The sequence below is a fragment of the Candidatus Fukatsuia symbiotica genome (assembly GCF_003122425.1).
Taxonomy (GTDB): Bacteria; Pseudomonadota; Gammaproteobacteria; order Enterobacterales; family Enterobacteriaceae; genus Fukatsuia; species Fukatsuia symbiotica.
On sequence record NZ_CP021659.1, the window covers coordinates 1,599,786 to 1,614,080 of the forward strand.

Below are 14,295 nucleotides of genomic sequence, written 5' to 3' on the forward strand. Positions count from 1 at the left end.
TGGCTGAGCACCGGCATTCTATTAGCCTATCAGCCAATATATTCTAACCCCTTCATATAAGGGCGTAACACCTGTGGAACCTGGATACGACCATCAGCTTGCTGGTTATTTTCCAGCACTGCTACCAGAGTACGTCCCACCGCTAGCCCAGAACCATTTAGCGTGTGAACCAGACAGGGTTTCGTCTCATTTTTTTTGCGATAACGCGCCTGCATACGACGTGCCTGAAAATCACCCATATTGGAACAGGATGAAATCTCTCGATACGTATCTTGTGCGGGTAACCAGACCTCTAGATCGTAAGTCTTACAGGAATTTGCACCCATATCCCCCGTACAAAGCAACATTTTGCGATAAGGCAACTCCAATAGTTGCAAAACTTTTTCAGCATGGCGGGTTAATTCTTCCAACGCTGTCATCGACTCTGCCGGGTTGACAATCTGTACCAGTTCCACTTTATCGAACTGATGCATACGGATCAAACCTCGAGTATCACGACCATAAGACCCCGCTTCAGAACGGAAACAAGGGGTATGTGCGGTCATCTTCAAGGGTAAAGCCGCTTCTTCCAGGATTTCATCACGTACCAAATTAGTCAGCGGTACTTCTGCCGTCGGGATTAACGCATAGTTACTGCTCTCCGACTCCTCTGCCAAGGGTTTACTATGAAACAGGTCATCACCAAATTTAGGGAGTTGCCCTGTCCCAAAAAGAGTTGCGTGGTTGACCAAATAAGGGACGTAGACTTCTTGATAACCATGCTCTTCACCAGTATGCAGATCTAACATAAATTGCGACAAAGCACGGTGCAGACGAGCAATCTGCCCTTTCATCACTACAAAACGTGTTCCTGTTAGTTTGACGGCAGCAGCAAAATCCAGTCCGCCCGTTATATCACCTAATTCGACATGATCCCTGACCTTAAAGTTATACTTACGGGGTTCCCCCCAACGGCTAATTTCTTTGTTGTCTTTTTCATCTTTACCATTAGGTACCGAATCATCAGGTAGATTAGGAAGTGACAACGTAATATCAGAGATGTCTTTTTGTAACTGCTCGAGTTCTGTTTTGGTTGTGTCGAGCTGTATACCTAACTGACTCATTTCAAGGCGTAATGGTTCAATATCTTCACCACGTGCCTTAGCAGCGGCGATCAATTTCGAATCTGAATTGCGTTTTGCCTCTAAATTTTCTTTTTCAACCTGTAAACGTTTACGCTGTTCTTCTTGTGTGCGCAATAAATCGGTATCAAGTTTAAAACCTCTACGAACCAGTTTTTCAGCAACCTTATCCAGATCATTGCGCAGTATATTAGGATCGAGCATTATTTATCCTGTTGTTTTCATTATAAAAATGGAGGCACATTTTGGGGTTATTGGTAACGTTTTATCGAGCTATTTTCGTCTTGTTGAGCTAACCATGTCAATTTTTCAGCGATTTTACCTTCAAGACCACGTGAGGATGGAGAATAGTAGTGAGTCTCTGCCATTTCCGCTGGAAAATAATTCTCGCCGGCTGCATAAGCATGTGGCTCATCATGGGCATAGCGATATTCTGCTGCTAAGCCTTCTTTTTTCATTAAATGGGTTGGTGCGTTACGTAAATGCGCGGGCACATCAAAATCAGGTCTTTGGTGCGCATCATGTAACGCCGCGTTAAATGCATTGTAAACCGCATTACTTTTCGCAGCGCAAGACAGATAAATAATAGCCTGTGCTATTGCCCTCTCCCCTTCAGCAGCACCAACCCGAGTAAAACAATCCCAGGCAGATATTGCTATTTGCATCGCTCGTGGATCAGCATTGCCAATGTCTTCAGACGCTATCGCCAGCAGACGACGTGCCACATATAAGGGATCGCCTCCGGCAGTAATAATGCGTGCGTACCAATATAACGCGGCATCCGGTGCTGAACCACGCACCGATTTATGTAATGCCGAGATCAAATCGTAATAACGATCCCCTTTATTATCAAAACGCGCACTGCGCTCGCCTAGAATTTGTTGTAATAATTCAGGGGTGAGTACACGAATACCATTGCTGTCAATTTCCGCTATATCCGACATCATTTCGAGAGTATTTAGCGCTCGACGTGCATCACCCGCAACCCATGCTGCCATCATGCAGCGTGTTTCATCCGGCAAGATAATATTTTGTCCACCGTAACCGCGCCGGTGATCGGTCATAGCTTGATCCAATACTTTCTCTATTTCAGCGGTGCTTAAAACTTTGAGTAAATAAACCTTTGCACGTGAAAGCAGAGCGGAGTTCAATTCAAATGAGGGGTTTTCCGTTGTGGCTCCAATAAAAATGAGAGTCCCATTTTCTATATAGGGTAAAAAAGCATCTTGTTGGCTTTTATTAAAACGGTGAACTTCGTCAACGAAAAGTAGCGTACGCCGTCCCACATGACGATTGTGCTGCGCCCGTTCGACAGCTTGCCGAATATCTTTGACCCCCGCAGTGACCGCTAACAGACGTTCTACATCTGCGTTGCCATAACCAGCGATCAATTCCGCTAAAGTGGTTTTACCTGTCCCTGGTGGTCCCCATAGGATCATTGAATGTAATTGTCCTGCTTCGATAGCACGGGGTAGTGCTTTACCTGATGCTAGCAGATGGCGCTGACCAATATACTCTGCCAAGGTTGACGGTCGCATACGCGCCGCTAATGGTTGGAGTGAGTTTTGGGAAAAATCCAAGGGCAAATTACTCATATTGATTTCAGAGCCTATTCAAGATCTATGACTTCGTCAAAAATGCGCTTAATAAATGAGTATTCACCACATAAGGTTGCGTATTATTGACGCTGATCGTCCAATGTGACGCCCTTCGGCAAGCTAAATTTAAATTTGTCAGCATCAATGGTGCTGTTTGGCTGTTCTTGTAAAACATAAGCACTCCGTTGACCATCTTGTTCAACGGCAGAAAAAGTTTTAATAACCCCGTCGGCTGTTACGGTAATCGCAAATTGCTTTAGGTTGCCATTGGCCGTTTTAGGGGTTAATTCAAAATCATCGCCTTGTTGTTTGACGTTATATTGTTGCCAATCAGCGGGATCATTACGCGTGATCAACATGAATGGTGTGTTACTCGTGGCATCTTTTAACCAAGTTGCGGTTGCTTGTTCGACAAATGGATTATAAAACCACAATGTTTTACCATCAGAAATCAATACGTTTTCATCCGGCGATGTCATCTGCCAATTGAAAAGATTCGGGCGTTTTATCCATAATTTTCCTTTTCCATGTTGTATTACTGTGCCTTCAGCGCTAGTCACTCGCTGTGAAAAAGTGGCATGAAAACTGGTTACTTTGCCGAGGCGTGTTTGTAGATCTTGAGTGGCCGCGGCGAAAATGGGTGTAGCAACCAGACTGGACAACAAAAGATTAACACCGAAAAACCAAACGCGTGGTTTCTTCATGACACAGAATACATTCATAATTTTATTGTACCTTTGGAGCTAAGACTTCACGGTTGCCGTTATGGCCTGGGGAACTGACAATCTGTTGTGCCTCCATTTGTTCAATAATCCGAGCGGCACGATTATAGCCGATACGGAATTGCCGTTGTACAGCGGAAATCGATGCACGCCGTTTTTCCAGCACAAAATTGACTGCCTGGTCAAAGAGTGGATCCAGTTCTTCAGTGTTATTAATCCCTGCATTAGCGGTTTCTTCTTCACTGGTGTTGAGAATATCTTCTATGTATTGGGGGCGCCCACGTGCTTTCCAATCGCTAACCACGGCATGAACCTCTTGATCACGCACAAAGGCGCCGTGTACGCGGATTGGTATCGAGGAATTGGGTGCCATATAGAGCATATCTCCCATTCCCAGTAAAGACTCTGCTCCTGCTTGATCAAGAATAGTACGCGAATCAATCTTACTCGATACAGTAAAAGCAATACGTGTTGGAATATTCGCTTTAATCAGGCCAGTAATAACATCAACTGACGGGCGTTGCGTTGCCAATACGAGATGGATACCGGCAGCACGCGCTTTTTGTGCTAGGCGCGCGATCAGTTCTTCTACTTTTTTACCAACAGTCATCATGAGATCAGCGAATTCATCTACCATCACCACAATGTAAGGTAGTTTTTCCAACACGGGTGGAGAAAGCGCCATACTTTCGTTGGGTTTCCAGAAGGGATCAGGGATTGGGCGTCCCATTTCTTCAGCTTGTTCGATCCTATCGTTGTAGCTTGCAAGATTACGTACCCCTAATGCAGACATCAGTTTATAGCGACGTTCCATTTCACCCACACACCAACGCAATGCATTGGCCGCATCTTTCATATCCGTTACGACTTCGGTTAATAAGTGAGGGATGCCTTCATAAACTGAAAGCTCTAACATTTTGGGATCAATCATGATAAAACGCACTTCATCCGGTGTCGCTTTATACAAGATACTCAGGATCATGGCGTTCACGCCGACGGATTTACCCGAACCTGTCGTACCTGCCACCAGCAGATGAGGCATTTTTGCCAAATCTGCGATCACCGGTTGTCCCGCAATATCTTTTCCTAAAACCATGGCAAGCGGCGAGTGAGTCGCACGAAATTTGGCACAGTCAAGCACTTCTCGTAGATAGACGGTTTGGCGGTCTTTGTTCGGTAACTCCAAACCTACGTAAGGTTCACCTGGAATCACCTCTACCACACGTACTGCAATAGCGGAGAGAGAACGTGCTAAATCACGTGATAAACCTGAAATACGTGCCGCTTTTACCCCTGGTGCTAAATCCAGGGCGAAACGGGTGATCACTGGGCCTGGAGAAATTTCAACAACTTTGGCTTTGACACGATAATCCGCCAAACGTGTTTCTACCAGGCGAGCCGTTTTCTCTAAGGCAAACATATCTACCGGTTTTTCCTCCGTTGGGGGCACTGCCAGTAAATCCAGTGTTGGCAAAGGTGTTGTCGGTCTTTGTAAAGGTTGATCGTTACGCATCAAAAATGGATGGATCAAACTGTCCATCGCTGGAACAAGCGGTGTCTGCTGATCAGGCAGCGGTCTAATTAGTGTTTCTCGCTGCTGAGAGTATGAAGGGGGATCATCTTTAACTTTACTGTGAACGATCGAAGTCGCAGAAAATAAAGCATCGTCATCAACATTAACAGCCTTTGTTATGGCCGTTTCGGGGATAGCTTGAATATCGATAATCTCAGTAGCAACGGCCTTTGCTACGAGAGTTTCTACTGCTACGGTCTCTGACACAATTTTTACAGCAATACTCTCTGCGAAAATAGTCTCTGCAGCAACAGTTTCAGCATAGAAAGTTTCGATATCGATAATCTCAGTCGTGATAGCCTCTGCGGCAATTGCCTCTGGCATGACAGTGTTAATAGCTGTTGGTGATACAACCAAGGGTGGTACGACAGAGGTTAAAGTAATATCATTGCTATCGATATGCATATCGTGATTCACATCATGATCTTGTGCTGCTTCAATAGACCTATTATTACGGATAAAAGCCATTGCAGTTAATACCATACTGCCTGTCTTTTCTGCTATTAACAGCCATGACCAACTGGTGAAAAGCGTGAAACCTATTCCCCACACGAGTAATAAAATTAAAGTTGCAGTAACACCCTTGAAGCTTGGCAACATCGCATTGCTGAGCAAACTGCCGATGACACCTCCAGAAGCAAAATAATAATGATCGTCAACACTGAGCGCAGCCAGGCCGCAGGAGGTGAGAATTAACGCCAAAGTACCAATTAAACGTAAAGCTAAAGAAAAATAATCAACATATTTATTGCTGCTGAGCTGACGAAAAATTATTTGACATAAGATCACTATCATCAAGGGAATGGCATAAGCCAATACACCAAAAATAAAAAACAGGGTGTCTGCCAACCAGGCTCCCACAGTACCACCAAGATTATGAATAGGTTCATGCCAAGCTGTTTGTGACCAGCTAGGATCTGAGGGATCAAAACTTAATAGCATAACCATCAGACAGGCTGCTAAAATAATCACCACAACAAGCGCAGCTTCAAGCAATAACCGCCCAGGACTGAATTTTTTAAAGATCACTGCTTTCGTTGGCGTATATTCTTGGCTCAAGAGGGATCCTCCAGGTTCGGTGAAGAGAGCGGGATCGCAACGTCAAAAGCGTTAAAACTGTATTAAAAAACAGTATAATAACTGAATTATTCAGGTTTTGCATCCACCTTATATCTTATCGGCTAGTTTTAATGGGTAGCTTGCTGCTTTGTTTGACTTCTTGCATTGTTACGTACGTACGAGTGTCATTGACGCCAGGGAGACGTAGCAAAGTATCACACAACAATTTACGGTAAGCAGACATATCGGATACGCGGATTTTTAATAAATAGTCAAAATCGCCTGATACCAGGTGACATTCCTGAATTTCTTCAAGTTTCTGCACCGCTGTATTAAATTGCTCAAAGACATCGGGAGTACCCCGATTTAGTGTAATTTTAACCAGTACCAACAGCGCTGCATCCAGATATTGTGGATTAAGCAGCGCCGTGTAACCATGAATAAAATTTTCTTTTTCTAAGCGACGAACCCTTTCTATACAGGGTGTCGGCGTTAAGCCGACACGTTCTGCCAGCTTGACGTTTGATATGCGCCCCTCTTTTTGTAGTTCATTGAGGATATTGCGATCAATACGATCAAGCTCTTTACTCGAGCGTTTTTTATGATCCATCATGTTATCTCTCTTGAGAATGTCGAGTACTGAATAATATTACTTTCTTGTTTATTTACATATTTTCGATGATATTTTCAGCGAATTCGCTACATTTTCGCAATTTAGCATCTGCTAGCAAACGTTCAAAATCATAGGTCACTGTCTTGTTTTTAATCGCCCCCTCAACACCATTGATAATCAGCTGAGCGGCTTCATGCCAACCCATATGGCGTAGCATCATTTCTGCAGAAAGAATGATGGAACCTGGATTGACTTTGTCTTGACCGGCATACTTTGGCGCAGTGCCATGAGTGGCTTCAAACAGTGCACAATCAGACCCAATATTCGCCCCAGGTGCGATACCAATCCCCCTACCTGTGCTGCTAAGGCATCGGAAATATAATCACCATTGAGATTCATACAGGCAATGACGTCATATTCTTCTGGACGCAATAAAATTTGCTGTAAGAAAGCATCAGCAATCACATCTTTGATGATGATGTCCTTGCCGTTATCTGGATCTGGATTTTTGATTTTAACCCAAGGACCTTCATCGATGAGATCACCAGAAAATTCTTCGCGAGCTAACCGATAACCCCAGTCTTTAAAGGCACCTTCAGTAAATTTCATGATGTTACCTTTATGGACCAAGGTCACCGATTCACGATCATGCTCAATCGCGTACTGAATTGCCGCACGTACTAAGCGTTCAGTGCCTTCCTTTGAACAAGGTTTGATGCCAATACCGCAGTTTTTAGGGAAGCGCAGTGAAGTGACCTTCATTTCGTCACGGAGAAATTTTATGACGTTATTCGCTTCTAGAGAGCCCGCTTGCCATTCGATACCAGCATAAATATCTTCCGAGTTTTCGCGAAAAATGACCATATTCGTTAATTCAGGCTGTTTTAGCGGGCTTGGTGTGCCGGTAAAATAACGTACGGGGCGTAAACAAATATACAAATCAAGCCGTTGACGCAAAGCAACGTTTAAGGATCGGATCCCTCCCCTACTGGGGTAGTTAATGGTCCTTTAATGGCAACCCGATATTCTTTAATTAAATCGACGGTTTCATCAGGCAACCAAACATCATTGCCATCGCTATCTTTTCCATAATGACATTTAGCTTTTTCACCGGCATAAATTTCCATCCAGGCTATTTTACGCTGTTTTGAGTAAGCCTTTTCAACTGCAGCATCTACCACGCGTTTCATCGCAGGCGTGATGTCGACGCCGATACCATCACCTTCAATAAAGGGTATGATCGGCTCACACGGAACAACTAATTTTCCTTGAGCATCAAGAGAGATTTTCTTACCCTCTGTCGGAACAACGACTTTATTTTTCATCAACTTCTCCTGCGACAAATAGGTTGTTAATAGGTTGTCATACTGTGATCAATAGTACTGGAATATTGCTCGTACGCCAATGCAAAAGGAATTTCAGCCATTCTCCTTTTCACAACTCACCCTTTTCAGTAATGCGCTTCAAGAGGCGACGTGATAGAATCCGACGCTTTCTGTACTACGGTTTTTCCGGCATCCTAATTAAGTTAGTGAGATTGACATGTCAGATAATAGCCAGAAAAAAGTCATTGTCGGTATGTCCGGCGGTGTCGATTCTTCTGTTTCCGCCTACCTGTTACAGCAACAGGGATATCAGGTTGCCGGTCTATTTATGAAAAACTGGGAAGAAGACGATGATCAAGAGTATTGCGCGGCTGCGCAGGATCTTCAAGATGCGCAAGCGGTATGTGATAAGTTAGGTATCGAATTGCACACTGTTAACTTTGCCGCAGAATATTGGGATAACGTTTTTGCCTTCTTCCTGGCGGAGTATCAAGCGGGACGTACACCGAATCCGGATATCCTGTGCAATAAAGAAATTAAATTTAATGCGTTTTTGGCATTTGCGACCGAAGATCTGGGCGCGGATTATATCGCGACAGGTCATTATGTACGCCACAAACAGGATGCCCAGGGTAAAAGCTACCTGCTCCGAGGTTTAGATGATAATAAAGATCAAAGTTATTTTCTTTATACCCTTAGTCAGCCTCAAATGGTAAAAAGTCTGTTTCCACTGGGTGAACTGGAAAAACCCACTGTGCGTCGTATTGCTGAGCAACAAGGTTTAGTGACGGCCAAAAAGAAAGATTCGACTGGCATTTGTTTTATTGGTGAACGTAAATTTCGGGATTTTCTTCGTCGATATCTGTCCTCTCAGCCTGGTCCGATTGTTAGCGTCGACGGAAAAAAACTCGGGCGGCATCAGGGGCTGATGTACCATACTTTGGGTCAACGCAAAGGTTTAGGGATTGGCGGCACCCAGGAAGGGAATGAAGATCCTTGGTATGTCGTCGATAAAAATGTCGCTGAAAATATTTTGCTGGTGGCACAAGGGCCGCAACACCCACGGCTGATGTCACAGGGACTTGTTGCTCAACAGTTGCACTGGGTAAATCCTCAACCCTTGACCACACCATTACGTTGTACAGTGAAAACCCGCTATCGTCAGCAGGATATTCCCTGCACCCTGATTCCCAAGCCTGCTATTAAACCACAGGTTACTGAGTCCCATGTCACCAAACTATATGTTACTCAACCACAGGATGAACAAGGTGTTGACGTTCGTTTTGATCATCCTGTTGCGGCTGTGACACCAGGTCAATCCGCTGTCTTTTATCAGGGTGAAATTTGCCTCGGCGGTGGTATCATTGAAGAACGTTTACAGGAGTGATCGTGGCAAAAAATTATTATGACATTACCCTGGCGCTATCGGGTCTCTGCCAGTCTGTACGTTTAGTCCAGCAGTTAGCCTATGAGGGTTTATGCGATAAAGATGCCTTGCATACTTCGCTAAATAGTTTGTTACAAATCGACCCCCTTCCACTCTTGCTGTCTATGGTGATAACGACGTTGCCCTTAAAATCGGATTAGAAACTTTACAATGTATATTGAATGTCAACCGTCAACCCCTGTCTGCCGAACTCACTCGCTATGCTCTTGGCATTATGGTGCTTGAACGTAAACTCAGTGCCAATAAATCTGCGCTGAATACTTTAGGCGGACGTATTTCCCAGCTTGATCGACAATTGGTACATTTCGATCTTGGCTCTGATACCATGTTCAGTTCGCTAGCGTCAATTTATACCGATGTTATCAGTCCACTTAGTGCCCGCATTCACGTTCTCGGTAACCCTGATAAGCTGAAAAATCAGTCGGTCCAAGACAAAATACGCGCAACTTTGCTGGCTGGCATACGTTCTGCAGTGCTTTGGCAGCAGCGTGGTGGGGTCGCTGGCAGTTAATGTTTTCTCGTCATCGTCTGCTTAAGCAGGCACAGAGCATTCTTGCTCGTTGTTAAAATAGACTTCTTGCAAAACCTACTATTACAAATCATAACCAGGAGTTGCCTACGATGGAATTATCCCCATTGACTGCCATATCCCCGCTTGATGGACGCTACAGTGATAAAGTGAGTGCATTACGCAAAATTTTCAGTGAATTTGGTTTACTAAAATTTCGGGTGCAAGTTGAAATCTGTTGGCTACAAAAATTGGCAGCCTGTGAAGAAATTAAAGAAGTGCCTGGCTTTGACAAGAAAACTAACGAGGATCTTGAAAGTCTTATTAAAGACTTCAGCGAACAAGATGCCTTAGATATCAAAAATTTTGAAAAAACGACAAATCATGACGTCAAAGCTGTTGAGTATTTTCTGAAAAAGAAAATAGATGCTATTCCGGCGTTGCAAAATGTGTCTGAATTTATCCATTTCGCTTGTACTTCTGAAGATATCAATAATTTGTCTCATGCCTTGATGTTACACCGTGCTCGTAATGATGAAATTGTGCCTATCTGGAAGGAAATTATTGCCGTAATCACCTCGCTGGCGAAACAATATCGCACAATACCTCTGCTATCACGCACGCACGGTCAACCGGCCACTCCTTCTACTCTTGGTAAAGAATTTGCTAATGTTGTCTACCGTATGCAGCGGCAACTTGATCAATTAGAGAAAGTAGAAATTCTCGGGAAAATAAACGGCGCTGTCGGTAACTACAATGCACATATTGCGGCTTATCCAAATGTTGATTGGCATCAATTTAGCAACGAATTTGTCACGTCTCTGGGCATCAGTTGGAATCCCTATACCACGCAAATTGAACCGCATGATTATATCGCCGAGCTATTTGACTGTATTGCCCGTTTTAACACGATTTTGATCGATTTTGACCGTGATATTTGGGGTTATATCGCCCTCAATCACTTCAAACAAAAAACTATCGCCAATGAAGTAGGCTCCTCAACTATGCCTCATAAAGTGAATCCGATCGATTTCGAAAATTCCGAAGGTAATCTTGGATTGGCTAATGCTGTATTAGGTCATTTAGCTAATAAATTGCCCGTATCACGTTGGCAACGTGATCTGACAGATTCCACCGTATTGCGTAATCTGGGTGTCGGTTTAGGCTATGCTCTGATCGCTTATCAAGCGACCTTAAAAGGCATCAGCAAGCTAGAAGTGAATGAAGTTCACTTGCAAAAGGAGTTGGATAATAATTGGGAAGTCTTGGCTGAGCCGATCCAAACAGTGATGCGCCGTTATGCTATTGCTAATCCTTATGAAAAATTAAAAGCGTTGACCCGTGGTAAAAAAATGGGTGCCGCTGATATTAAACAATTTATTGAAAATTTGGCATTACCTGAAGAAGAGAAAGTACGTCTAAAGGAGATGACACCCGCTAATTATATTGGGCGCGCCGTCGCTTTTGTTGATGAGCTTAAGTCTTAAGTTTAGGTGAGTTACACGGAGAAAAATAAATCATTTTAAGCAAATGAATATATTATTTTAGATTAAATGATAGGCAACAAAAAATGATTTTTCCTTCACTATTTATCAATAAATTGCCTATCACCATTCAACTTTCTTCTGCGGTTTCAAGCTGGCCTATTTTTACTCAACTCGCTGTCATTATTTGGAAAAATAGCTTTAGAACTCTCACAATCGGTTGGTATTCTTGTTCAACCAATTAAATTAATTAGATATAATTGGTTGATTTTAATCATAAATAAAATAAATTTACTTATTAATTTAAGTTAGTTTAATTAAGGTTTAACTTATCACGCTAATAATTACATTAATAATAAAAGTATATGGAATGGATTGCTAACATATTATATAGTTAATAATATGTTAGATAATTATATATTTTTATCTTTTACAGGTAATTTATTACCCAATTTAAATTTGCTTGAGGGATGTAGTATGCGAGTTTTGGTGGTGGAAGATAATGCATTATTGCGGCATCATCTAACAGTACAAATGCGAGAGATGAGTCATCAAGTTGATGCAGCGGAAAATGCCAAAGAAGCAGACTATTTCTTACAAGAACATGCCCCTGATATCGCAATTGTCGATCTTGGATTACCCGGTGAGGATGGTTTAAGCTTGATCCGTCGTTGGCGTGGTCATCAGTCAAATTTACCTATCCTGGTCTTAACTGCGCGAGAGAGCTGGCAGGATAAAGTTGCAGTATTAGAAGCCGGTGCTGACGATTACGTTACTAAGCCGTTTCATTTAGAAGAAGTGGTTGCCCGAATGCAAGCACTCATGCGGCGTAATATTGGCCTGGCTTCTCAAATCATCAAATTTCCGCCTTTTCAGATTGATCTTTCACGCCGTGAACTCAGTATCAATCAACAGCAGATAAAATTTACAGCATTTGAATATACCATTATTGAAACGTTAATCCGTAATGCGGGTAAAGTTGTGAGCAAATCCACGTTGATGTTACAACTTTATCCTGATGCAGAATTGCGAGAAAGCCATACTATTGATGTATTGATGGGGAGGCTGCGGAAAAAATTATTAGCCGAGCATGATCGTGATGTCATTACTACTATCCGTGGTCAAGGCTATCGTTTTGATGCCAATTGAACATTGTTGTTAAAAAACGTTTAAAAAATAATATGTTCAACAAGAATAGCAAACCTTTTTCCCTTCGATCCCGTTTCCTTATGGCAACCGCGGGTGTTATCTTTGCACTATCACTTTCTTACGGAGTCGTTGCGGTAGTCGGTTATATTATCAATTTTAATAAAAATACTTTCAGGGTTCATCGGGGAGAAAGCAATCTGTTTTTCAGCCTCGCTCAATGGCAAGATGATAAGTTGACTATTTCTATTCCTTCTGATCTGGAACTCAATATTCCTACCTTGGCACTCATTTATGATGATCATGGCAATATATTGTGGCGTGAACGATATATAGCCGAATTGGAATTACATATTGAAAAAAACTGGCTAAAAAAATCGGGCTTTTATGAGCTGAATCCCGGAAAAAAGATAAGTAGTACAATACTTGGCGATAATTCTAAAGCACAAAATAAGCTAAAAAAATACACTGATGTTGATATTGATGCCCTCACCCATTCGGTTTCAGTCAATATTTATCCCGCTACCAGTAAATTGCCTCGGCTCACCATTGTGGTAGTCGACGTTATCCCTCAGGAATTACAACGTTCAGATCTGGTATGGAACTGGTTTAGCTACGTCTTATTGGCGAATCTATTTTTAGTGGTGCCGTTGCTATGGTTGGCAGCTTATTGGAGCCTGCGTCCGATAAAAGCATTGGTTAGTCAAATTAGTCAGTTAGAAAAAGGGGAACGTGAACAGTTGGATGAAAATCCACCACAAGAACTGTTTAGTCTGGTAAGGAATTTAAAAATATTTTGCTGAGACATGAGCGTCAGCGTTATACCAAATACCAAACTACACTTGCCGATCTTACTCATAGCTTAAAAACGCCTCTGGCAGTGTTACAGACGACATTACGATCACTGCGGACCGATAAAAAAATCACGATTGAAACGGTAGAACCTATCATGTTGGAGCAAATTAGTCGTATTTCGCAGCAGATCGGTTATTTTCTCCATCGTGCCAGCGTACGCTCAGAACATAATGTATTAAGTAGAGAGATCCATTCCGTTCCTGCTTTACTCGATGGCCTCTGTAGTGCATTGAATAAAGTCTATCAACGTAAAGGCGTGGTATTGACGCTCGATATTTCACCAGAGGTGACTTTCTTCGGAGAGAAAAATGATTTAATAGAGATTATGGGTAATATTTTGGATAATGCCTGTAAATATTGCCTGGAATTTGTTGAAATCACTGCTCTGCACTCAGAAAAAAAATTAATCATTGTCATTGATGATGATGGACCTGGCATTGTAGAAAGCAAGCGGGCACTTATATTTCAACGTGGTCAACGTGTCGATACCTTGAGTCCCGGTCAAGGATTAGGTTTATCGGTCGCAGCAGAAATTATTGAGCAGTATCAAGGAAAAATAACTATTGCAGATAGCCGACTCGGAGGGACGAAGGTATTGGTCAGTTTCGGGCGGCAGCATGACGGCTAAAGACAGAAAATTTATAGAGTTACGATATAAAAAGCGTTTACATTCTGATCAGGATCTAGCCAGCGATTTAGCCTGGTTAGCGAATCGTTAGCTAGATATATCCTTCGCCTTTTAAGTGACGGCGGCGTTGGCTGCTTGCACTCATCCCAGTCATGTACTACCTGTACACTTCTGGGATTCGATTGATTGCCGCCTGGCCGTAACTCGAAATTCATT

8 protein-coding genes and 3 pseudogenes are annotated in these 14,295 nt (G+C 42.8%); 5 read left to right on the forward strand and 6 right to left on the reverse strand.

Annotated elements, in window-relative coordinates; all coding sequences use genetic code 11:
• Positions 1-29: 29 nt before the first annotated feature.
• The 6 genes and pseudogenes from serS to icd form a co-directional block, all read right to left on the reverse strand.
• Positions 30-1,325, reverse strand: a complete 1,296-nt coding sequence (serS, locus tag CCS41_RS07895) for a serine--tRNA ligase (protein WP_072549653.1) — start codon at positions 1,323-1,325, stop codon at positions 30-32.
• Between the two features lie 47 nt (positions 1,326-1,372).
• Entirely contained in the window at positions 1,373-2,716 is a 1,344-nt protein-coding gene (locus tag CCS41_RS07900; RefSeq protein WP_072549654.1) for a replication-associated recombination protein A, read from the reverse strand.
• Positions 2,717-2,799: 83 nt separating this feature from the next.
• A complete protein-coding gene (gene lolA, locus CCS41_RS07905; RefSeq protein ID WP_072549710.1) occupies positions 2,800-3,423 on the reverse strand; it encodes an outer membrane lipoprotein periplasmic chaperone LolA in 624 nt (207 codons plus the stop codon).
• A gap of 22 nt (positions 3,424-3,445) precedes the next feature.
• Positions 3,446-6,073 carry a DNA translocase FtsK 4TM domain-containing protein gene (locus CCS41_RS07910; RefSeq protein WP_072549655.1) on the reverse strand — a complete coding sequence of 876 codons (2,628 nt, stop codon included), beginning with the start codon at positions 6,071-6,073 and terminating at the stop codon, positions 3,446-3,448.
• A 115-nt stretch (positions 6,074-6,188) separates the two neighbouring features.
• Positions 6,189-6,686, reverse strand: coding sequence for a leucine-responsive transcriptional regulator Lrp (gene lrp / locus CCS41_RS07915; RefSeq protein ID WP_072549656.1), 498 nt, complete (start codon positions 6,684-6,686; stop codon positions 6,189-6,191).
• A 52-nt stretch (positions 6,687-6,738) separates the two neighbouring features.
• Positions 6,739-8,011 (reverse strand): annotated as a pseudogene (gene icd / locus CCS41_RS07920) (NADP-dependent isocitrate dehydrogenase).
• Between the two features lie 217 nt (positions 8,012-8,228).
• Between icd and mnmA the strand changes: the two are divergent.
• The 5 genes and pseudogenes from mnmA to phoQ all read left to right on the forward strand — a co-directional run bounded on the left by mnmA (position 8,229) and on the right by phoQ (position 14,079).
• Positions 8,229-9,398 carry a tRNA 2-thiouridine(34) synthase MnmA gene (mnmA, locus tag CCS41_RS07925; RefSeq protein WP_072549658.1) on the forward strand — a complete coding sequence of 390 codons (1,170 nt, stop codon included), beginning with the start codon at positions 8,229-8,231 and terminating at the stop codon, positions 9,396-9,398.
• Between the two features lie 2 nt (positions 9,399-9,400).
• Positions 9,401-10,025 (forward strand): annotated as a pseudogene (gene hflD / locus CCS41_RS07930) (high frequency lysogenization protein HflD).
• A 54-nt stretch (positions 10,026-10,079) separates the two neighbouring features.
• Positions 10,080-11,453, forward strand: a complete 1,374-nt coding sequence (gene purB, locus CCS41_RS07935) for an adenylosuccinate lyase (RefSeq protein WP_072549660.1) — start codon at positions 10,080-10,082, stop codon at positions 11,451-11,453.
• 474 nt (positions 11,454-11,927) lie between these two features.
• Positions 11,928-12,599, forward strand: coding sequence for a two-component system response regulator PhoP (phoP, locus tag CCS41_RS07940; protein ID WP_072549711.1), 672 nt, complete (start codon positions 11,928-11,930; stop codon positions 12,597-12,599).
• A 32-nt stretch (positions 12,600-12,631) separates the two neighbouring features.
• Positions 12,632-14,079, forward strand: a pseudogene (phoQ, locus tag CCS41_RS07945) (two-component system sensor histidine kinase PhoQ).
• Positions 14,080-14,295: the final 216 nt, after the last annotated feature.